General features: G+C 59.1%; 12 protein-coding genes. 10 read left to right on the top strand and 2 right to left on the bottom strand.

What is annotated here, in order from left to right; genetic code table 11:
• The first annotated feature begins 38 nt into the window (after nt 1-38).
• From DW211_RS01440 to DW211_RS01410, 7 genes are all read left to right on the top strand, one after another.
• Nucleotides 39-10,706 carry a hypothetical protein gene (locus DW211_RS01440; RefSeq protein ID WP_118258782.1) on the top strand — a complete coding sequence of 3,556 codons (10,668 nt, stop codon included), beginning with the start codon at nt 39-41 and terminating at the stop codon, nt 10,704-10,706.
• A gap of 727 nt (nt 10,707-11,433) precedes the next feature.
• The gene (locus DW211_RS01435) at nt 11,434-11,829 is read left to right on the top strand and encodes a helix-turn-helix domain-containing protein (RefSeq protein ID WP_117564058.1); all 396 of its coding nucleotides are present in this window, start codon (nt 11,434-11,436) and stop codon (nt 11,827-11,829) included.
• Between the two features lie 180 nt (nt 11,830-12,009).
• Nucleotides 12,010-14,892, top strand: a complete 2,883-nt coding sequence (locus DW211_RS01430; protein ID WP_118258780.1) for a proton-conducting transporter membrane subunit — start codon at nt 12,010-12,012, stop codon at nt 14,890-14,892.
• Nucleotides 14,893-14,904: 12 nt separating this feature from the next.
• Nucleotides 14,905-15,486 (top strand): NADH-quinone oxidoreductase subunit B family protein, encoded by a 582-nt coding sequence (locus DW211_RS01425; protein WP_118258778.1) that lies wholly within the window; start codon nt 14,905-14,907, stop codon nt 15,484-15,486.
• Nucleotides 15,486-16,202 (top strand): NADH-quinone oxidoreductase subunit C, encoded by a 717-nt coding sequence (locus DW211_RS01420; protein ID WP_118258776.1) that lies wholly within the window; start codon nt 15,486-15,488, stop codon nt 16,200-16,202. The genes DW211_RS01425 and DW211_RS01420 overlap by 1 nt, the downstream gene beginning before the upstream one ends.
• A gap of 5 nt (nt 16,203-16,207) precedes the next feature.
• Nucleotides 16,208-17,296, top strand: coding sequence for a nickel-dependent hydrogenase large subunit (locus DW211_RS01415; RefSeq protein ID WP_117630031.1), 1,089 nt, complete (start codon nt 16,208-16,210; stop codon nt 17,294-17,296).
• Nucleotides 17,297-17,303: 7 nt separating this feature from the next.
• Complete coding sequence (locus tag DW211_RS01410) at nt 17,304-17,645, top strand: 4Fe-4S dicluster domain-containing protein (RefSeq protein WP_117630030.1); 342 nt, start codon at nt 17,304-17,306, stop codon at nt 17,643-17,645.
• A gap of 579 nt (nt 17,646-18,224) precedes the next feature.
• On the opposite strand, the gene DW211_RS01405 is transcribed toward DW211_RS01410, so the two are convergent.
• Complete coding sequence (locus DW211_RS01405) at nt 18,225-18,854, bottom strand: response regulator transcription factor (RefSeq protein WP_118258774.1); 630 nt, start codon at nt 18,852-18,854, stop codon at nt 18,225-18,227.
• Complete coding sequence (locus DW211_RS01400; RefSeq protein ID WP_158568461.1) at nt 18,851-19,996, bottom strand: sensor histidine kinase; 1,146 nt, start codon at nt 19,994-19,996, stop codon at nt 18,851-18,853. Before DW211_RS01400 ends, DW211_RS01405 begins: the two co-directional genes overlap by 4 nt.
• Before the next feature lie 208 nt (nt 19,997-20,204).
• Between DW211_RS01400 and DW211_RS01395 the strand changes: the two genes are divergently transcribed.
• The 3 genes from DW211_RS01395 to DW211_RS01385 are packed head-to-tail and all read left to right on the top strand — an operon-like array spanning nt 20,205 to nt 23,532.
• Entirely contained in the window at nt 20,205-21,143 is a 939-nt protein-coding gene (locus tag DW211_RS01395; RefSeq protein ID WP_118258770.1) for an ABC transporter ATP-binding protein, read from the top strand.
• A 9-nt stretch (nt 21,144-21,152) separates the two neighbouring features.
• Nucleotides 21,153-22,340 carry an ABC transporter permease gene (locus DW211_RS01390; RefSeq protein WP_118258768.1) on the top strand — a complete coding sequence of 396 codons (1,188 nt, stop codon included), beginning with the start codon at nt 21,153-21,155 and terminating at the stop codon, nt 22,338-22,340.
• Nucleotides 22,327-23,532 carry an ABC transporter permease gene (locus DW211_RS01385; RefSeq protein ID WP_117800078.1) on the top strand — a complete coding sequence of 402 codons (1,206 nt, stop codon included), beginning with the start codon at nt 22,327-22,329 and terminating at the stop codon, nt 23,530-23,532. The genes DW211_RS01390 and DW211_RS01385 overlap by 14 nt, the downstream gene beginning before the upstream one ends.
• The last annotated feature ends 94 nt before the right edge of the window (nt 23,533-23,626 follow it).

Genomic DNA, 23,626 nt, shown 5'->3' with positions numbered 1-23,626 from the left:
TCTGGAAGCGGAGTTTTAGGATAAGAGGTACGGAATCGATGAGAACGGCAAAGCGCATATTCGCAGAGTTCATGACGGTGGTCATGGTGCTCCAAGCATGCTCGCCCACGGTGGCTGCTGTGGCGGCAGGCTGGCAGAACATCTCGAACGAGATTGCTGCCGCATCTGCGAAGGCGTTGGATACTGCCGAGAGCGGCGAGACCAACGGCGACGCCGCGAATGGGTTTGGGTCGAGTGATACCGGCGCCGACAGCGACAGTGCTGGGGATGACGCGGCGAAGGATGACGCTGCAGCAGGCGATACCACCGATAGCGCTACGGGTTCCGATTCCACGGGCGACCAGACGGAAGGCGACGATGCCGCTGACGATGCCGCCGCTGACGACGCCGAGCAAGATGCCGATGATGCGACTTCGGAGGACGCTGAGGCCCAGGCTGGTGCGACGATCACGGATTTGGAAAAGCTTGTCGAGCTGCTCGAGGCTAATGGTGCGGAAGGCATCGAGCTCAAAGAAGATAACAGTGGAATCAAAAGCCTCAATGTCACGTCGTCGGAGGCGTTCGCCGCCCTGTCTAACGCCGACGCTTCGCTTTACTATGATGCGCAGATCAAGGTTATCATCACGGGCGATGCGAAGCTCACTGAGTCGGCAAATAACGGCATGTCTTTCCAGGGTCTTGGCAGTGATGAATGTCCGTTTGAAGGCAGGATCTATAGGGACGTTGATAGTCCCGTCGAGCTTACGACTGATCGGACGGTTTTTAATAACCTCAAGCTGTCTGACCAAAACAAAACGGTCAGGATAAAGTGGGTGGGCGCGACTAGCTATAGCGCGCCGATGGTCGCTTCGAAGGTCAGCGGTGCGGAAAACAGCGAAGAGAGCAAGACGCTTAACGCGTCGGTTGACATCGCGGGTCCCGTTGATAAGAAGGATGATACGACTTCCGTCTTGACGGCACCCCTCCTGGGTGAGACGACGGGCTATCTTGCTGCGAAAGTTACCTATAGCTTCACCGGTTCCCACAAGATTCTCAAGGTGAATGCGACGGGCAACATTGGCTTGATTGGTAACACGGTCGAAAGCGGGGCCTTGACGGTTGAGTCCGTCACGTTCCCCAACGATCTGGCCTCGGACGGAACCGTCGAAACGAGCTCTGGCAACGCTGGCCTGCTCGTAGGCGAAGTCAAGGACGGTGCGACCCTGAGCATCGGCACCCTGACCAATGTTCCCACTGCCACCGTCCAGTCCACGAGCGGCTCTGCCGGTGGCGTTGTGGGCCTCGTTGGCTCGAGTGCAGGTGCCATGGTCAACGTCACGGAGGCTCTCGACCTACACGCGCTCACCGTCAAGGGCACCACTGCCAGCGGCGGTTTTATTGGTAAAGCGACCGTGCTCACACTGGGCGCGGATAATAAGCAGATTGGGTGTCCTCTAAATATTGGCGACGAGAACAGCGCTTGCTCTGGTGGCGTTATCGGCGACGTGAGCTTTGCGCAAGGATTTGCCGTTACGTCCAATATGTTCGACCTGGGCGACCTTGTGACTCTTGGTGCGTCGCAGCGCGCCGGCGCTCTTTTTGGCATGGCCGATATCTCTAATGGAGACATCGTGGTGCAAGGCGGGACGTATAAGAGCAAACTCGCCTTACCAGAAGATGTTAGTGTCAACGGCAGCTACGGCGGCCTTGTCGGCAAGGTGTTCGCGACGAAAACGGACGACGACGGCGCTTTGCGCGCCTTTGTTGTTGAAAAGGATGCAGATAATAAGAATACGTGCTTAATTGAGTTTGACCTTGCGAGCAAGTTGTCCGACGCAGGCGGCGTTGTTGGCTATGTTGGCGATAGCGCAAATCCTAACTCGCAGCCCGTTGCCGTTGTCTTCAACGGCGTGACGGTTGCGTGCAAGGGAGATGCTTCGGCGCGAACGGGTACCGGAAAGTTCGGTGGCGCCGTGGGCGTTGTCGATACGCGCAATGTCCTTGACGTGCGAGATTTCAAACTTACAAGCGACAATCCTATCGGTAAGGCGCAAAGCAACCGTGCCGCGGGAATTGCGGGATCCGCGTGGAATGCTGTAATCAAATTCAGCGGCATCACGGATCTGTCGGGCGCAAGTTTTGGCGAGAACGCCACGACGGGTCAGCTCGTATACGAGAACCACAACGCGCTGATCTTTGCTGCCGGCAATGGCTCTAATGGTGATCTGGGAGACAAGGGCGCTGCGGTCTGGACCTTCAAGCGTAGCAACTCAGCCTCAAAGACGGACGACATCGCGACCTACGGTGAAGTTGTTCGTCTGGGCGGCGACTTCATTAAGCTTGATGCGGACACTCATAAGTTGACCTTGCCGGATTCGCTGACGGCAGCTAACGGTGCCTACGCCCTAACCACAGCTGAGGATTTCGCCAAGCTTGCGATTACCTGGCAAACCAACGGCTACTACTCGATGGTTGACGGCGTTACCGAAAACAACCTTAACGGCTTGCAGTCCTCGACCATTACGGTGAACGGCACTATTGATCTCAAGGGCACGGGTCTGACGGGTTTCACGCAGGATCGTGCAGACGGCTCGCAAGTTTTCTCGGGAACGTTGAACGGTGGCGGCACAATCAATCTTGCCGTCGGCGAGGCGTACGGCAAGCGTGGTGAAGACGTGCTCGACGGCAATAACACGAGCAACGGCAACGGCAAAATCTACCGCCACGGCCGCTTGGGCTTGTTCGCGGCCGTCAACGGTGCAACCATCTCCAACGTCACAATCGCTGGCTCCATGAAGTTCGATAACGGTTCGGCTATCGATGCCGGGTCGCTTGCGTGTGCCATCGTCGGCAACCTGTCATTGTCTGGCGTAACGTGCAAAACGAATATCGCGTGCGATGATACGTTTGCCAATGACGTGAACATTGGTGGTATTGCGGGCAGCGTGTTGGCGGCTTCTACGGTTGCGTTTAAGGATAACAGCAAGGCTCAAGCGACCATCGCTGCAACTAAAACGCTTAACGGCAATAGTCGCATTGGCGGCGCCATTGGTTATGCGGGCGATTATGGCTCGTCATTCAATGTTGCGGGCGTCGAAGTCGCCGGATCAATCGAAACTGGCGATTGCGCCGGCGGCAAGATCGCCCAAGTCGGTGGTCTTATCGGCTGCATCGCACAGAGTACCTACAATGCAGGGACAATAGCCAACTCAGCTGATAAGTACGTGAACATTTCGGGCCTTTCGTTCAATTCATTCGAAATGAAAGTCGGCAGGAACGGCGATAAGCTCAATGGCACGGGTGGTTTCTTGGGTTATAGCTGGGGCAACGCGGTCGTAACTATCGGAGATGAGAGCATTAACAAGAATGAAAACTCCTATGCTCTGAAAACGACCAACGCTTCTATAACCGCGACTGCGGATGATTCCAAGGAACTCGGTGGTCTTGTATACGCCGCGAGCGGCCACTGGATTATCAACAACTATGCCATCGATCTCTCGGGCACAACCATTAATGCGGGCGCCGCTCAGACGCTCGGCGTTCTAGTTTGCCGCGGCTGCAAGGTGGATGATAAGACGACATATGGCGTCGAGAGCTACCTAGGCCTGTACTTGGAGGACAGGGCTTATTGGGATACCGCCTATAGGGTGCCCACCGGCGAGGGGGCCATCGTTGCGTCGGGCGTAACGTCCTTCGATGAATGGGTTGGCAGCGGTGTAAAACCAAACAACGGCAGCAAGCTCATGGACGCCGACTGGAACACGGTCGTTTCGCTACACACACAGAAAAACAAGCTGGACATGGACGGCGATTCCACAAAAGACAACAGCTACCATAATCGCTCGTCTTTCGGTCGAAGCCAGAATACGAACGGCAATACCCGCTACTTCTACAACCTCGACATAGCCTCTAAGAATTGTGAAGGCGGCTTTAGTGGCAGGCAAATCGATACAGCGGAAAAGCTGCTCTTATGGTCTGCTTACCGTTATGCTCCCGAAGGTATTCGTTCGACAATCGTTCCCAATGGCACGACAGGGCTCGATGATTCCATAACCATAACGGGCACAATCGATTTGGCCGGCTACAGCTATTATCCCACTCAGCCGAGCGGAGAGGTGACGGTTGAGAATGCGACCATTACCTTCTGTTACTCCAAGATCAAGGCCGAGCAGAATGGCAACAAGCTAAATTCCGATGCTACCCAGCACGAGAACATGCACTGCGGTCTTTTTCGAACGGTGGCAAACGGCGATCTCACAGTAAAAAACGTCACTTTGCGTGGTACTGTTGGGCCCGTTATTAATGACGGAAAGAGCTCTGAAGACACTGATGGAGCAAGCGGAAGCTCTTCGGGCGCGCTCGTGTGCCGCTACGTGTATGGGTCCAGCGACGGCAATGGCACCAAGATTAGAAAGATCTCAATTGATGGTCTTACGCTCAACAATCTGATTGTCGACGGCGCCAACAGCGCCACGGATGCTAACGCCTATATGCCTCTGCTCATCAACGAGATGCAGAAGTACGTGAGCCTGAACGCGAAGAATATCAAGACTACTGGGTACGCGAGTGACACCAAGGCGGCTACGTCGCTGTTCGGAAAGCTTGGTGTAGGCAGTGAGGCCGATCAGGTGACGGCAAAGTTTGAGCAAATCAGCTTGCCCAGCCAAAAGAACAAAACGATCTTCACCCATGCGAGCCTGCTGGAGAGTTTTGGCTACGGAAGCACGAGCACGGGCTCTGCGGACTACACCTTTACTAAGGCCGATGCCGATGCCGATGCAGGCAAGGTGACATACGGATCTGAGATTGATGGGAGTACGGAGTACCCGGGCAAGCAGCTTTGGTATTACGACGAAGCGACGTATGGTGCCGTGAGCGGCTATGTGACGGTTGATGGTAAGAAGGACGGTGACGTCAGGCCTTGGTTTGGTGGCTATCTTCCTTATGTTTATAAGGGAAAGGCCACCGAGAGCGGCGTCCAATATCATGAAATTAAAGTCAACCAGCGCATTCCAAAGCTGGTAGAGGGATGCGGCACATATGGCGATCCGTATGCCGTTAAGGACGCGACTGAGATGAACGCCATCGCCAACTACATCAACAACCAAACTGCGCTCGACGGTTGGGAGGTCACCATTGCCGTCAACCAGAGTACGCTCTGTACTCGCCGCAGCGACAATAAAACCGACAATGAGGTTACGTACGTCTATAAGCAGGCGAAAGACACTGGGAAGAAGTGGGAAAAGAAGACCGGCGACACCACTGATCCTTCGGCCACACTTTCCGACGAGATGATGCACCGCTATATCCAAAGCGCGTACTACAGTATTGAACCTACCGGGGGTAATACGATCACCCTCGACGGCGCATCGTTTGGCGGTTTTGGCAACAAAGCCAACCCGTTCCGTGGCGTCATCGTTGGCAACCCTAAAGGTGATAAAAAGGCAACCATCAAGATAGAGAATAACGAGGGTTCGCTTCGCGGCCTTATTCCCTATAGTTACGGCAGCGTGGTGCGCGATCTGAATATTCGCTATGTGAACGCGTCGGCGACTATTACTTATTCTGCCAAGGATGCCGACGGTGTTCCGACGTCGTTCTTCGGTGGCGTTATCGGCTGCATCCTTGGCGGCGATAACATTATCGACGGTGTGGCCGTGAATGGGACAACGCCCGATAACCCCACAACCGGCTTTACGGTTGCTGGTGGCGGAACTAAGCCACATCTTGTTCCCATCGGCGGTTACGTTGGTGCCATTGCGGGCGGCGGTGTGATCTTCCGCAATATGTCAGGGACGTCTTGGCGCGCTGGAACCAGCGACAAGTCTCAGGGTCTTGGAACGGGCAACTTCCGGCAGTACGACAATCCCTACGTTGGTCGTGTGATTGATGGCTATGCCTTTAGCGAGGGCTGCAAAGTCGAAAACGGTAACGCTAACTACAAGATCAACGAGCTCACAAACAAGGGAGCTGCCTGCGTCACTACCACGGGCACCGACAACAAGTATATCGGCACTGATGCCGAGGCACCCGTGACCACGGTGGAAAACGCCCAGGGCCTTTTGGTGCTCTCGGCCATCATTAGCTCGGGTGCGGGTGCTGGAGCGGCACATACCGACTACGCTAATTATGGCGTGTTCCGCGGCTCCAAGGCGTACTGGGGCAGCGATAAGCAGGACCCGGCGATAAACGGCTACCTGTTTGGCAACAAGGAATATGGTAAGGTGCGAAATGCCAGCTACGACTGCGTGGGCAAGCCTGCGAGCGCTTCCGGCGATTTCGAAACCGCCAAAAACGATGACCAGAAGGCCCCGGGCAAACAGGGGTGGCACGGCCCGCTCAACCATGATGACGATGTAAATTCGCCCTACCTGGTGGCGTCCTACGCTGCCGACTACCAAACGGGCTACGTGTGCGCGTCGAAATCGATCGGCATGAGCCTGGAGTTCAAGGAAAATGCCACCTATGATATGACCGGCTACGGCACGGGATACGTGGGTCTCAGCGGCCGTTACTATTCCAATGCTTGCAGCTCGAACGAGGCGTCCACCGATCGCGACCGCATCACGCCGCACGTGGCAACGATCGACGGCAACGGGGCCACCATCACGGTAGGCACCAAAGATGCCACTTACGGCGTCGTCGAATATGCCGATGACGACTATAAGGTCTCGGGCGTGGGCGGCCTATTCAGCACCGTGATGTTCACCTCAACCAATGTGGGGCAGAGCGTCACCGCGAATGACGGCGCTCAGGTCAAAGACCTCACCTTTAGTAACTGCAACGTATCGCTCACGTACAAAGACGCCAACGGTAGCATTGCCTCGGGACCGGCATCGAACGACCTCATCGGCACCGGCCTTTTGGCGGGCGCAACGGCCAACTACGACGGCAACACGCGTGGCGTCTACCGCAACGTACAGATGAAGAACTGCACCGTGTTGGGCGCAAAGAGCGTAGGAGGGCTTCTTGGCAGCTCGGGCCGTACCAGCCGAAGGACGGATAACGACGTGACCTATATGGTCAATTTCGGCTCCGGCACGCAGGCGCCCGCGAATCTCTATGACTGCTCATACACTGGCCTTAGCGTCACGGGCGAGAAGTGCGTTGGCGGCTATGTGGGTGCGATCGCCTCGCCGTGCGGCGTGTGGACAACCGCGGCCACAGGGGTATACGAGAAGACTATTGGCAAAAACTCGACCATAACCGCCACGGGTACAACACCCTACGTGGGCGGCGTGTTCGGTTATACCTCCAGTAACGTATCGGTGAACACCAAAATTGGCATCACGGAAGCCGTCGCATCGAGCACGGCAGTCATCTCTGGGGTAAATGTACTCGCCACCGGGTCGAACACCGATAAGTACATGGGCGCCGGCGGTGTGGTCGGAAGCGCCTATAGAGGCGTTATTTCTATAAGCAACGTGCGCATTGATGCCGGAGGCGATGCCAAGAGCGCCATCATCGGCGATGCCACCGGAACGAACAATAGCATCCGTAATGCGGGCGGCTTGATTGGCGAGGTCACGAGCAGTGGCAGCCCCAACACGTACTGGTTTGAGGACTGTAGCGTCGAGAATATCAACATTGCCGGCACCGACCAATGCTCGGGCGGACTTATTGGCTACTACTTCAGCAATGTGAACATAGCCTGCAACAATATCGCGATTGAGAGCGCCACGATCAAGGGCAGGTGGAGCGGCGGTCTACTTGGCGCGATTAACAGCGGTGCCGACGTCATCAACGTCACCAACACAAAGGTATCTAACACAACGTTTGGCGGAACCTCCAACGGCGGCATTGCGGGCGACGGACGCGGCCAGTTCCATCTGGTAAACGTGCTCATGGACAGCAATACCTACAAATTGGGCTCTAAGCAGGGCGTGCTCTTAGGCGAGGCTGACACAAACGGCTATAGCCTCTCCGCAGCGGGCGTGAACGTAAAGCTCGGCAACGGCAAGACCACGCGTGATCTGCCGCCGATGGTTTACACGACCAATGCGGCCGTCGTAAACAGGAAGACCTACATCGCGTTCGGCGACTATAAGGACACGCTGCGCGCGCCCGACGAGGGCACCACGCTCTACGGTGCGGACGATACCGCTACCACGGCGGCAAGCCCGTACGTGACCACGAGCCCCGTGAACACGCTGGCGGTGCGTGCATCCGACACCGACACCACCGACCGCTATCTGTTTGGCGACGGCGCCGCCATCGAAACCGCGGCGACCATCCAGAGCCAGGCGGCTGCTGGCGTTGATGGCCGCTACACCTACACCAATATCGGCGGCATTAATGACAACGGCGCCTATCAAAATACCTCGAGCTACGATGCCTCATCCGTGGCGAGTAAGTTCAATTCGAATAATGATACAAGCAGCAACCAGGCCACAACAGATTTCCCCGTTTTGGTGATCTCTGGCAACGACAACACGACGGTCAAGAGCTATCTAAACATCGTCACGAACGGCGGCTTCTCCGACGCTTACAGATTGAATAACGAGAATGGCACCAATCCGCACGTGACGGCCAAAGCAGAGGTTTTCCAACTCAAGGACGGTCTGTTCGTTAAGGACGATGGCGCGTCGAACAATCCCGCGCTTCGCGTGGTGAACAACGGCAAGAACAACATGTCGTTTAGCCCAAGCTCCGATTGGGATAACGGCAAGGGTCGCTTTACGCTCCTGACCGTCACCTTTACCGAGGCGGGTCAGAGCTACAACGTTCAGGTGCCGATCATCGTTAAGCGCAAGCTCGAGATCGATTTCACTGCAACGTATGATTACGGCACTAAATTTAAAGAAAGCGACTACGCTAACCTTGGAAAAGATGCACACGTGCTTACGAGCTTTGGCGAGCCGATGACGGGTCTGCTTACCTGGACATACAATTCTGCCAATGGGAAGGAAGTCGACTTTGGCTGGGACAGCTATATGGCTGCTGGCGGCTCGATGAAGGGGCTCGGTAAGAGCATCCTCTTCAATGGTGCCGACGGAAGGTTGCCCCAGGGCACCCAGCTTACGCTCATCGATGCGAACGTTGACGGCCGGGCCGGTGGCAGAGAGTATCACTATACGGTGGGCGAAGGCGGAGCAACGAGCGTTTCCCTGAGCGGAAACGACGGCTTTAAGGATTCTGCGGGCAATCCATATCAGGAGCGATGGCTGAGCGAGATTTTGGGTGTGTCGGCCACACAGGATGGCGCCGGCACATGGACCGTGTGTGATAACGAGGCAGAGGCGACCGCTAAAGCGAAACTCGATGGCAAGTGGACGCTGTTTAAGGTTGCGGGTGCTGACGTTCCCAGCAACAGTCGCTATACGCTAAAGGTACCTAAGGAGAAGGATACCGGCAGAGAGAAGCGTGCATCGGAGAGCGTCTACCTAGTTGTCAACGTGCCCAAGTCGGGCGACGGCGTGACGCAAGCTAGTATCAACGGTTTTACGGCTTCGTCTATTGACTCGAATTCTTCGGGTGGCCGCATATCTTGGAATCTGCATCATGTTTTACGCACCGATGGCAGCGACGATATTCAAAACAGTACGGCATCGACATACAGCATCTTGTCCAATTATGAGCAGAATGTAGTCGACAAAAAAGATGGGGCGTGCATTCCGGTTTCGAAGTCGGAGGACGGTGCCGCCTACGTTCTTTCTCTTGACGTCAAAGATACGGTTACGTTTAGCCCGAGCCAATACTATACAGAGAGCGACCATCTGTTCTATCAGCTCGATACATCGCTGTGTCGCTATGGCGCCAACAACAACCTAATGGGAGTAAGCAGTTTCCCGAGCGGAACCTCGGCAATTGCGAAGTTCTATGTTGCCGTCGGCGATCAGAACTACATGTGGAATGGCAGCGATTGGAAGAAGTGTGACGCTTCGACGCCTGCGTTTACACAGATTGTGACGGATACGGGTGATGACTCACTGAGGCTCACGCTCGACCATGATCTTGCCGGAATCCGCAAGCGTGCAACGGGCGGATCCTTTACCGTGCGTACGGTAGTGGAAGAGATTCGTCTTACGCCGGACGGCTGCAACAAGGTTATCTCCCTGTCCAAGCAGTCTGGCGAGGACGCCTGTACCAAGATGTCCTATACCGCCAAGCTTTCGACGCGCGATTCTGGTCTTGCCACCTCGAGCCTGGCGATGACGAAGCGCGGTAACGTTGGATACTATCGCATGGACACGGGTGATACGACCATTACGCTATCGGCGCCTGAGAAGTCGCAGCTTGGCATTAACGTGGACGACCTGCGTCCGATCGCGAATGGCACGATTGGTCTGGGTGCCACGTATGAACTGGGTGGACTCAGCAACGCCGCCGAGGCAATTGCGAACGCAGACTCTGTTGTGTACACGCTCTCGCTTCAGCGCCGCGGAACCGACGGCACGTATGAGAGCGTAACGGATGATATCTCAAACTACGTAACAGTGACGGAGAGTAAGCTTGCCGCGGTCGCTCCCTCCGGTAGCACGATCACCTTCACTGACTCGAAGGAGAACGGCAAGTTCAAAACGAAGAACGGTAATACGACGTTTAGCCTGCCCTTTACCGTTAAGGTCAACACGCAGGTTGAACAGCGTGAGCAGTTCTACGCGAGCTATCGCTTGGTGATGACAGCGAGCCTGGTTAAGGGTGACGTGGCGAGCGCAGCGCCTCAATCGCCCGACTATGTGACCTATACGCTCACGAGGGTGAACCTCAACGGCATCGACCACTAGTTCCGAAGCCAACTGGCTTCGCAAAGGGGGCGGCAACCACCCGGTTGCCGCCCCCTTTCTAGTCTGCGCGATCCCAGTCTTGGACTCCGCTGGACAGTTAGTTCAGATACGTATAATTCCAGACCGCAGCAGGCGCATCCGGCGCTCGTTTTGGGGAAGAAAGGGGCTCAAAACTAGGGTTCGGTAGCTATCTGGCTCGATTTGCGTGCAATGGGTCGCCAAAGAACCCTCTCCGGGGACCATAGTGCAGCTTTATCAGCATAGAAAAATACGTATCTGAACTAACTGCCCAGCCGCCGTTGGAGAAAGGTGTTTTAGCTCTCCCGACCCCTCCACCAAGCTTTCCAACTTTCCACTTAACTTAACACCTAAGGTGGAAAGCTGGGTAGAAAGCTGGAAAGTTAAGTGGAAAGCTGGAAAGTTAAGTAGAAAGCTGGAAAGTAAGCGGAAGACTGACATGCTAGCTCAGAGGCTGAGGGGTTAATAATTATGAAAACCATACCAAGCGAAACAAAAAGATACCAATCTGGTTGGTAAAACACCGTCAATGAGCCGCGAGCTAACTAGCTGCGTAAATAAAACCTAAAGAACTGTTGCAAATTAATGGCAAATGCCCAGATGCCGCCGTGCGATTTTCAATTAACTGTTACGCGCAAACAGCAAAATGCTACTATCTAACATGCACGTAAGAAAGCAGATTAACGGTTAAGGCTAAGAAGTGGCAGGTATGTCGGAAGCAACAAGGACTCGCACGCATGCGCCCGAGGTTAGGCAGCGCGCCGTCGAGGTCCTCCAAGAGGGGGTCGGTCATCGCGCCCTCGCCGCGGAGCTCGGCATTCCCCAGGCCACGGCTCGTCAGTGGGCCCGCGCATATGCCGTGGGCGGTGCCGACGCCGTTCTCAACGCCGGTTCGCATCATCACACCTATTCGTACGAAGTTAAGCTCGCCGTGGTCAAGGACCGCTTGGAAAACGGCTTAACGGTTCGCGAGGCCATGATCAAGCACAAGATTCCTAGCGAGTCTTCGGTCAAGGCTTGGTGCCGTCAGTACCGCGAGAGCGGTGAGTCCGCACTGGTCGATAAGCCGCGCGGTCGCAAGCCGCGCGTTAAAAAGGCGGAATAGCAAACGGGATGGTGCACCCACAGGGGCGCATTTTTCTTGCCGCCCCTCTGCTCCAATGCGGGCGTGCCCTTACCCCGTACGCCTAAAACTCCCCAGTTGACCGAAAACCCGCCGCCGCTACTCCTCAATTGAGCTATAACGTTAAACAATTGCAGCGTTTTAGCATGGGGGAGTGATGGTATGACGCTACTGTATTTCCTTACCCTGTTTCCGCTGGTACCGGCGCTGGGCATGCTGCTCGCGCGCGGTGACCGCGCCCGCGATGCGGCGGGGCTCATAGGCTCCGGCATTATTATGGCGGTGACAGTTGTAGTCGCCGTCATGTTTTTTGGCACGGGTCCGCAGAGCTTTGAGGTTGCCCCCGGCACCTCGCATGTGCTCTCGATCATCAGTTCCGTTATCGACGTCATCCTGTGCGCTGTCATCCTGTACAACGCGTACAAATATAGGAACGCGCTCACCACGGTGCTCGGCATAGTCCAGCTGGTGGGCTCGCTCGCCTTTGCAGCCATGACGCTGCCCGCGGCCGAAGCCGTCACGGCAACGCCACTCTACCTGGACTACATGAGCGTGATCATGGTCCTCGCCGTCGGCATCGTTGGCAGTCTAATCTGCTTGTATGCCCTGGGCTACATGAAGGACTTCCAGGCCCATGACGAGCACGAGGCCGCGCTGCGCGGGCAGACCGCGCCCGACCGTCGCCCGCAGTTCCTGGCGCTCATGTTCCTGTTCCTCTCGGCCATGTTCGTCATCGTGACGAGCGACAACCTTGAGTGGCTGTTCTGCGGCTGGGAAATCACCACCGTGTGTTCGTTCCTTATGATTGGCTACACGCGTACGCCCGAGGCCATCAAGAACGCCTTTACCCAAATCATCCTCAACATGCTGGGCGGCATCGCGTTTTTGGCCGGACTTATGTATCTGCACGTTAACGGCATGCCGCTGACCATCTCGGGCATGATCGAGCTTTCCGGCACCGGAACCGCGCAGTCCGCGCTGCTGGTGATGCCGGTCATCCTGTTGTCGCTCGCCGCGCTCATCAAGGCCGCACAGATGCCGTTCCACACTTGGCTGTTGGGTGCCATGGTTGCACCCACTCCCACGAGCGCCCTGCTGCACTCGTCAACCATGGTCAAAGCCGGCGTGTTCCTGATGGTCAAGCTGAGCCCACTCTATGCCATCTACCCCGTGACCGGCTTTATGGTCACGAGTGTGGGTGCCATCACGTTTTTGCTCGCTGCACTCATGGCCATCTCGCAGAGCAACGCCAAACGCGTGCTCGCGTACTCCACCATTTCCAACTTGGGCCTCATCAGTGCCTGCTTGGGTGTCGGCGCGCCCGAGGCCGTATGGGCGGCCATCTTCCTGATCTTGTTCCACACGGTGGCCAAGTCGCTGCTGTTCCTGTGCGTGGGCACGGCCGAGCATCATATCGGCAGCCGCAATATCGAGGACATGGACGGCATGTTCAGCCGCATGCCGCACCTGACGCGTCTGATGATGCTGGGTATCATGGGCATGTTTGTGGCGCCGTTTGGCATGCTCGTGTCCAAGTGGGGCGCCCTGGTGGCGTTTGCGCAGACCGGCAACGTGCTCATGATCATGGTGCTTGCCTTTGGCTCGGCCGCGACGTTTTACTTCTGGGGCAAGTGGCTTGCTAAGCTTTCGGGCATCGATCCCACGGCTCAAAACGTTGAGGTCAATGTCCATAAGACCGAATGGATGGCGCTTAACACCATCGCCGCGCTGCTGATTCTGTGCTGCGTGGCGTTCCCGGTTATCTCGAGCGGTCTGGTGTCGCCCTACCTCGCCATGGTGTTTGGCCGCGTGCCGTACGTTATTGGCAAGGACGCCATGTATCTGATGGTGGTCATCGTGGCGTTTATCGCCGTGGTGCTGCTGACGTCGTTCCGCGTGAGCAACAAACCGCACGTAAACGTATATCTTTCGGGTGTGGGAACCGACAATTACCGCCATTTCCGCGGCTCGATGGGACACGAGGTGAAGGCCGAAAAGCGCAATTGGTACTCGGAGGACGCCCTTGGCGAGAAGCGTATTGGCCCCGCGGGTAGTGTTGTTTGCTGTGCCATCATCCTGTTTGCGCTGCTGTGCTGCGCGTGGATTGGGCCCGAGAGACTCGCCATGAGTGCGCCCTCGGTGCTGCGCGGCAAGTATTTCGAAGGTTCGGGCGTCGTGGGCATCTTCATAGGCACCGTGGCGTTTGCCTTGATTGCGCCGCTTGTGGGCGGCCTGATCGACGGCGTTGACCGCAAACTTTCGGCTCGCATGCAGGGCCGCGTGGGCCCGCGCTTGCTGCAGCCCTTCTACGACGTTGCCAAGCTGCTGCGCAAGGCTCCCGCCAGCGTAAACACCATGGACGATACTTATATGGCATGCGCGCTCATCTTTACCGTGGTGGGCGGCGGCATCTTTGTGTCGGGCTCCAACACGCTGTTATGCGCCTTTATGGTGACGCTTGCCGCGATCTTTGTGGTGCTGGCGTCCGCCTCGACGCAAAGCCCATTTGCCCAGGTCGGTGCCGACCGCGAGCTGCTGCAGGTTATGAGTTACGAGCCCGCCGTTCTGCTGATGAGTGTGGGCCTGTACCTTGCCACCGACAGCTTCGACTCCATCGCCGTGACGGGGCAGTCGGCCCCCATCATCGTGTACAGCGCGCCCATTTTCCTCGCGCTGCTCGCGGTGCTTACCATCAAGCTGCGCAAGTCGCCGTTCGACCTTTCGTATTCGCATCACGCGCATCAGGAGATCGTCCAGGGCGTCGCCACCGAGATGAGCGGCGGCACGCTGGCCAAGATGACCCTTATGCACTGGTGCGAGACCGTGCTGTTTTTGATGTGGGTGGGCATGTTCTTTGTCTGGGACAACCCGGTGAGCTGGGTCGTAGCCCTGGTCGTGATGGCTGCGACGTACTTTGTCGAGGTCCTGATCGACAACACCTTTGCCCGTAGCACCTGGCGCAGCTGCTTTAAGCTCGGCTGGGGCGTGGCGCTGGTGTTTGGCCTGCTCAACCTTATGCCCATCCTCGTTGACGTGTTTATTTAGGAGGCGGCATCCATGGATCATAAAATGTCGCGCTCGCCGTGGGTTATTCATTACGACGGTTCGAGCTGCAACGGATGCGATATCGAGGTGCTGGCCTCGCTCACGCCGCTGTTCGATGCGGAGCGCTTTGGCGTGGTCAACACCGGCAACCCCAAGCATGCGGATATCTTTTTGGTGACGGGGTCGGTCAATGCCCAGAACCTGCCCGTCGTGCGCCAGATCTACAACCAGATGCTCGAGCCCAAGTGCGTGGTGGCCTGCGGCATCTGCGCGTGCTCGGGCGGCGTGTTCCGCGATGCCTACAACGTGATCGGCGGCGTGGACCGCGCGATTCCCGTGGACGTGTACGCGCCCGGATGCGCCATTCGCCCCGAGACCGTGATCGATGCCATCGTGGAGGCGTGCGGCATCTTGGACCAGAAGGAGGCCGTGATGCGCGCCGGCGGCGATCCGCTTACCGTGGGCGGTGCCGCTACTTGGGACGGTGGCGTTGAGTTGGGCGAGGACGGGTTTGTGGCTGCTGCGGGTGCCGGGGCCGGTGTCGACGCAGACGCGGCTGACGGTGCGCCCGCCGCTGCAAAGGAGGCCGAGTAATGCAAGAGGCAATCTATACCACCGTTGGGATCGACGAGCTCCTGTCGCATGTCCAGGCGCTCAAGGGCGCCGGTGCCCGCTTTGTGCAAATGCACGCCGAGCGCAACGTCGACGACGGCACGTATCGCTTGGTCTATACGTTTATCAACGTTCATGCTGCTCAGGAGCATATTGCGCAGGACGGTAGCTATGCGATCGAGAACCTGGTGGTTGAGGGAATTGATCGGCACCAGGAGATTCCGTCCATCAGCTCGTACTGTCCGGCGGTATTCCCGTTTGAAAACGAAGCGCACGACCTATTCGGTCTTGCCATCACCGATATGCAGATCGACTTTAAGGGCTTTTTCTACCAGGTCTCGACTGCCGAGCCCATGAGCGTTATCACGCCCGAGGTGAAGGCTGCGCGAGAGAAAGCCATGAAGGTCCGTGCCGCTGCCGAGGCCAAGGCGCGCAAGGCCGCGGCCGAGAAGGCCGCCGCTGCTGCGGCTGCTGCAGGGGAGGGCGCTGCCAGCGCCGGCGATGCCGCGGGCGCCGCTGCTCAGCCCGCTGCGGCTGCCGGCTCCGATGCTCAGCACGATGAAGCTGCCGCCAAGGCCGCGCTCAAGGCTGCCGAGATGGAGGCAAAGCTCGCCGCCATGGATCCCGAGAAAGCGGCCAAGGTCCGCGCGGCGCTTGCCGCCAAGGCCGTCCGCGACAAGCAGAAAAAGGAGGCGTAAAGTCCATGGCACATCGCTCCGTTATTCCGTTTGGCCCGCAGCACCCGGTGCTGCCCGAGCCGCTTCATCTAGACCTGGTGATCGAGGACGACCGCGTCATCGAGGCAATTCCGCAGATCGGCTTTGTGCACCGCGGACTCGAGAAGCTCACCGAAAAGCGCGACATGCACCAGTTTGGCTACATCGCCGAGCGCATCTGCGGCATTTGCGCCGTGGGCCACAGCTACGGCTATGCCAGCGCCTGCGAGCGCATGCTCGACATCGAGGTGCCCGGCCGCGTGCAGTATATCCGCACTATTTTGCACGAGCTTTCGCGCATCCACTCGCACCTGCTGTGGCTGGGCCTGCTCGCCGATGCCTTTGGCTTCGAGGCGCTGTTCTATCGGTCGTGGACCCTGCGCGAGCAGATTCTCAAGATCTTCGAGAGCACGTGCGGTGGCCGCGTGATCCTTTCGATTAACGAGATCGGCGGCCTAAAGCACGACATTGAGGACTCCGAGCTGGCTGGCATTGTCCAGACGCTCGATGCCATGCGTCCCGACTACGAGGCCCTGGTGCATACGTTTTTGGACGACGTCAGCTGTGGCGAGCGCCTGCATGGCGTGGGCGTGATCAGCAAGAAGGACGCGCTGGATCTGTCGATGGTCGGCCCGTTTGGGCGCGCCTCGGGCGTGGACTACGACGTGCGCATGTTTAGCGACGGTGCCTATGCGGACCTGGCTGCGTTTGAGCCGGTTGTCGCCACCGATGGCGATTGCTATGCCCGCTGCCAGGTGCGCTGTGCCGAGGTCACGCAGGCCATGGACATCATTAAGGAGCTTGTGGGCAAGATTCCGCACGACGGGATCGGCGGGCGCACCAAGCTTACGCCGGCCGACGGCGCACGCGGCGAGGTTGTGATTGAGCAGCCGCGCGGCGAGGCGTATTACTATGTGCGCGGTAACGGCACCAAGAACCTGGACCGCTTCCGCGTGCGCACGCCGACGTCGCAGAACCTGGCGGGTCTGACACATGCGCTGCAGGGCGTGCTCCTTGCCAACGTGCCCATGATTATCCTGACCATCGACCCCTGCATTAGCTGCACGGAAAGGTAGGCGCGGCATGAGTTTGCTGACATTTGCCAAGACGGCCTTGGGCTCTATGGTCAAGCAGCCGGTAACGGTGTGCTATCCGCAGGAGAAGCTCGCGGCACCCGAGCGCTTGCGCGGGCATATCGTCAACGACATGGACGCGTGCATCTGCTGCGGCATGTGTGCGCGTCGCTGTCCGGCGGGCGCGCTCGCAGTCGATCGCAAGGGTGGAACGTGGTCGATCGACCCGTATGCCTGCGTGGTGTGCGGTGAGTGCATCGAGAGCTGCCCCAAGCACTGCCTGACTATGGACACCGCCCGCACCCCAGTCGCAGCGGACAAGACTCCCACAGTAGAAACCAAGCCGGAGTAGCGCAGGGGTAGAACTGGAATAGGGGCCGGCGGGGCAAAAATGCCCCGCCGGCCCCGCGCGTGAGCGCGTGTGCGGGCCGCCACGCGACCCGTCCAGCCCGAAAATGACCCGTCTGCCACGAAATGGGCCCATCTACTATGTTTAGGCGGCAGCCCTCGACCACGGCAAGTAATGTGAAATGAAAACCGCAGGTAGAACGCCTGCGATTTTTCATGAAACGCGGCTATGGTCAGGGGTATCGGGTCAAACGTAGTAGATGGGCCCATTTCGTGGCGGGCGCCGTCAGCCGATCTCCGCGGGCGGAAGAAAGCAGATCATTTTGGTCTCGCAAGGCTTGCGGAGGCACTCGCGCAGGGCCGCCCGAACAAAACTATGCCGGTTTACTACGATGAACTCGACATTCCCGACCATGACTGCATTTTTCTAAATATCGCAAGCGTTCTACCTGCGGTTTTGGAAGCGTGCAATTTGCCGTGGTCGAAGGTAGGCGATTCATCGTAGTAAACCGGCATAGTTTTGAAATGGCATTAAATCGATAGCAGCCATTTTGCTATGCCGGGGTGGTCGGTTGTTGGGTAATTACCCTCGCAGGTAGGCGATGGCGATCTGCGTTCGGTTGCGTAGGCCCATTTTGGCAAGGATCGAGCTGATGTGGTTGCGCACCGTGCCTTCGCCCATGTAAGCGGCGGCGGCAATCTCCTTGTTATCGAGGCCGCGGGCGATGAGCTCGGCGACTTCGAACTCACGGTCGGTCAGGCTGGCAAAGGCGGCGGGTCGGCGAGGCGTGCTGGCATCGGCGCCTGTCCCGTCAAAATCGATGTCCTCGATCGCCTTACCCTCGAGCACGCGTTTACCGTACATGACCTGCGCCAACGCCGGTGGAATCGCGGCGACATCGGTTTTGATCAGATAGCCGCGAGAGCCCAGTTTAAGCGCCGACACAATGTACTCGTCATCCGAGAATGTCGTCAGAAACACCACGCGCGCCGCAAGGTCGCGCTCAAGGATCTCGCGTGCCGCCGAAAGTCCGTCGCGCCCCGGCATCTGAATGTCGAGCAGCGCGATGTCGGGCGTGTGCTCAGCGTAGAGCGCGACCGCGTCGTCGCCATTGGCGCCGGTACCCACCACCTCGATCTGCGGCTGTGCGCCCAGGATAATCTTGAGCGAATCGACCACCAAACGGTCGTCGTCGACAACTATGAGCCTCATCGGGCCTCATCTCCTTGCTGTTTGGGAACGGTGGCAAACACACGCCAGCCGCCGGCGCCGGCGCGCGGGCCGGCGGTGAAGGTGCCGCCAAGCGCCTCGACGCGCTCGCGCATGGAGACGAGCCCCATGCCTTCTGCGACGTTGCTGCTGCTCGCCGGGGTCGCGTCTGCGCCATCATCGGTAACGATGAGCTGGTAAAACGACGGATGCTCCATGCACCGCACGGTAATGGTTTTGGCATGGGCGTGGCGCATGGTGTTGGAGAGCGCTTCGCGCAGGACCGCCGCAAAGCAGTTGGCGACATTTGCGGGCGCATGCTCGGCCATAACTTCAAGCTCAATCTGCGGGCCGCCGTCCGAGCGCACGCCTTCAACAATGCGTTCGAGCTGCACGGAAAGGTCGACGGCGTTGTCGTTGAGCGCATGGACGCTGGCACGTACGAGCTGGAGCGCCTCGTCAACCGTGCGTTTGACGTCGGCGAAATCGGCGGCGACGCCGGGCTCGTCGGCGTGCACGACGCGCAGGGCCTCGGTCTGCAGCGAGGCACGCGTGAGCTGGTGGCCCACGTTATCGTGGATCTCGCGCGCGATGCGGGCGCGTTCGGCGAGCGTCGCGAGCTCGACTTCGTAGTCCTGGCGGTCGGCAAGGTCGCGGTTGCGCGCCTCGAGCGCGAGGGCTCGTTCCTGCAGCTCGTCTCGGGTACGGCGCATGCGCTGCTGCTCGCGCTCTAACTGGGCGGTACGTAGCGATAGCAAGGTGGCGGCAACCGAAAGGATGGCGGTCAGCAGGAGCGTTCGGGCGGTGAGCGCGTCGGTGCGAAGGTCCGCGACGAGCGCAAAGACAAAGACGACGCCAATGCCCAGCGCGATCCAGGCGTGCTCACGGCGCACGCGCCGCGCGATGTCATAGAGGGCGAGAGGCGCAAACGGCACAAACGGCGGCACGAAGACAGCCGCGATGGCGTAAACGTAGCTCGCGGCCTCGCTCGCACGGCGGGCGCGGTTCCCCCGTGCGACCTCGGCCAGCGAGGTGGCAATAACGCCAAGGCAAAACGCCGCGACCAGGTGAGCGTTCACAGTAAGACCCATGGCGGCCGCAATACAGCACGCCAGCACGATCGATTTGTCGAAAAGCCTGTTCATACGGGTATTGTACGCGAAGCCGCGCATGGTGGAGGGGCCGCCTGCGCAACCGTGACATTCCTCCCGCGCGGCAAAGCGGCGTCGATCGCTCGCGCGAGCGGGGGTTTCGCCTCCGCCCCATTACTCGTGACAAAGCTCACTGGTGCGTGCCGCCCGCTCCTGCGATGATGAAATCGTACCGGGCCACGACCAACAGAAGGGCCGCCTCATGACAGACATCGTCCACGTCGAAAACCTCGTCAAGCGCTATGACGATCTTATTGCGCTCGATCACTTTAATCTGAGCATCGCCCCCGGCGAGATCTTTGGCCTGCTGGGCCCCAACGGCTCGGGCAAGACCACGTCCATCAACTGCATTTTGCAGCTGCTCTCCTACGACAAAGGTACCATCGAGCTGTTCGGCGAGCCCATGACGCCCACGCGTTACGACCTCAAGCGCCGCATCGGCGTGGTACCGCAGCAGGTGGCGGTGTTTGACGAGCTCACGGTGCGCGAGAACATCGACTATTTCTGCAGCCTCTACGTTAACGACCGCAAGCGCCGCCGCGCGCTGGTGGACGAGGCGATCGACTTTGTCGGCCTGGGCGACTTTACCAAGTTCCGTCCCGGCAAGCTCTCGGGCGGCCTGGCGCGTCGTCTCAACATTGCCTGCGGCATCGCGCACAAGCCCGAGCTCATCTTTTTTGACGAACCCACGGTGGCGGTCGACCCGCAAAGCCGCAACGCCATCCTGGAGGGCATCTGCCGCCTGCGCGACGAGGGCGCCACGGTGGTGTATACCAGCCATTACATGGAGGAAGTCGAGCAGATCTGCAGCCGCATCATGATCATGGACGGTGGGCGCGTGCTGGCGCAGGGCACTAACGACGAGCTCAAGCGCATGATTCAGATGGGCGAGAAGATTGTAATCGAGGTCGGCGAGGTTCCGAGTGCGGCGCTCGGTGCCGTCGCAAGCCTGCCGCACGTTCTGGACCTTTCGGCAACGGCGGGACAACTCACGTTTTCGTGCGAAGCGAGCCCGCACAACCTGACGGACATTCTCGATGCGCTGCGCTCGCATGACGTGCCGCTCGGCCGCATCTATTCCGAACCGCCGACCCTCAACGACGTATTCCTCGAGATCACCGGCCGCGAGCTGCGCGACTAGGGGGCGGCCATGTTCAACACCATCATCACCACGGTCAAGACGCTGCTGCGCCGGCCGAGCACGTGGGTCTGGGGCGCTCTCTTTCCTATCGCGCTTTCCACGATGTTCATGTTTATGTTTGCGAACCTCAGCTCCGACGGCACGGTCGACCCGGTGCCGGTTGCCGTCGTGGCGGACGAGGCCTGGGATGCCTCGACCTTTAAGGATGTGGCGGCTTCGCTTGCCAAGGAAGGTGACGACCAGCTGCTCGATGTGAGCGAGTACGAAGACTTGGCAGCCGCGCGCAAAGCACTCAAGGCCGGCGAGGTCGCGGGCATCTATACGGTCGACGATGCGGGCGCACCCAGGCTCACGCTGCTTTCGAGCTATGGCAGCTCGCGTGCGTCGACGGTGCTCACCGACCGCAGCATCCTTGAGACGGTGGCAAGCTCGTATACGCAAAATGCCGAGCTCATGTCCCAGATTGCCCAAGACAACCCGGCGGCGCTCGCCGACCCGGAAGCGGTTGCGCGCGCCCTGTCGCTTAAGGGCGGCACCCGTCGCGTAAGCCTGACACGCACCACGCCCGACGGCACGACCATCTACTATTACGCGCTCTTTGGCCTGGTCGCGATGATGTCTGCCGAGTTTGCCGCTTTGAGCGTCGTCGATTTGCAGCCCAATCTGTCCGGCCTCGGCGCGCGCCGCTGCGTGGGCGGTCTTTCCAAGACGGCGTCGCTGGCCGGCATTTTTGTCGGCTCGTGGCTGGTTTCCTTTGCATCGATGGCGGTTGCGATCGGCTACGTGCGCCTGGTCGTGGGCGTCGACTTTGGCGGGCGCGAGGGGTTGTGCCTGCTGGGCGGGGCTGCATCCGCGCTTGCCGCCACGGGCCTGGGGCTTTTTGTGGGCACGCTTCCCGTTAAGGGCGGCAAGGCATCCAAGTCGGGCATCCTCACGGGCTTTGCCACCACGTGCGCCCTGTTCGCCGGCCTCTACGGCGAGCCGGCGATGGCGCTTGCCGACGACGTCGCCCGCGCTTGTCCGGTCGAGTGCTGGCTCAACCCCGTCAAGCTCATCTGCGACATGTTCAATCGCCTGTATTTCTTTGAGGACCTGGGGCCCTTCGCTGTTCGCGCCGGCGCGCTCGTCCTGATGGCCCTGGTGTTTGTCGCCGCCGCTACGCTGATCTTTGGAAGGAGCCGCTATGAGCACCTTTAAGACCGCGCTTCGCATGGCGCTGGCGCACCCGTTCTACCTGCTCATCTATACGGTGTTCATCTCGCTCATGGGCGTATTCATCGCGGCTTCGGTGAGCTGGAACTCGTCGCAGCTTACCGAGTACAAGCCCTACGACACCAACGTGATCGTGGTCGACCGCGACAATAGCGACCTTTCGCGGGCGCTTACCAAGCACCTGGGCTCACGCTTTGACCTGGTCACGGGCATCGGCGACGACGCGTACGACCTTGCCGATGCGCTCTCCAAGAGCAACAGCGCCAAGGGCAGTGCCGATTGCGTGTTCTTTATCCCGGAGGGGTTTGAGGACGATCTTGTTGCAGCCGCCCGTGCGGGGGAGGCCCTGCCCAAGCTCGACGTGACCTACGGTTCCGGCACCATGGCGGCGGCGCTCTCGTCTGCCGAGGCCTCGCGCTGGATCTCGCTCGCGGGCGCCGCGGCGGCGCTTGAACCCGCTGCCTCCAACGGTGACGTCGCAAGGGCCGCCGAGCACGCGGCCGCAAAGCGCGCGGAGGTCCAGATCGAGCAGGTCAAGGTCGACTCGACTGCTGCTACCACGCTCGAGTCGTACTTCAACTTTGGCGCGTACGCGATCATCTCGTCGGTCATCGTGTCGGTGGGACTGGTGTTCTCGGGCATGAACGAGCCCGAGCGCGTGCGCCGCATGCATGCCAGCCCGGTCTCTGAGCGCCAGCGTTCGCTCGCTGTGTTCGCGGCCGCCGCCGTGCTCACCGTCTGCATCTGGCTCGTGTCGAGCATGATGGGCGTCGTGGGCTTTGCCAGCGCGGTTGCCGAGGTCGGCGTGGGTCGCGTGTGCCTGGCGCTGGCGGCAACGTTTGCCCTGGCGTGCACGCCGCTGGCTGTTGGCTTTACGCTGTCGAGCCTGGGCGCGCGCGAGGAGCTGCTCAACGGTGTGGGCAACTTACTCGGCATGCTCATGACGTTTTTGGGTGGCGCCTGGATGCCGCTGTCGCTGATGGGTTCGGCCGTGCAGACGGTGGCGCACTTTGTGCCGACGTATTGGGTGAACGACGCGATCGGCAAGGCGCTTGCCTCGGACCTGACGTCTGCCGTGCTGGGCGACATCGCCTGCGACCTAGGCGTCACGGTGCTCTTCGCCGCCGCCATCGCCGCCGTAGGCCTAGCCCTCGCCCACAACAAATCCCACGCCTAGCCACCTAGTCATTGGGGACGTTCTTAAATGACCAGTCATTGGGGACAGTCTTTGTCGATTCGCCGGGCCGCTGGTCGGGCTGGCAAGGACTGTC

This window comes from Collinsella sp. AM18-10 (assembly GCF_003471585.1).
Taxonomy (GTDB): domain Bacteria; phylum Actinomycetota; class Coriobacteriia; order Coriobacteriales; family Coriobacteriaceae; genus Collinsella.
The sequence above is the reverse complement of the archived record's forward strand: the minus strand, read 5'-3'. Positions and strand labels throughout refer to the sequence as shown.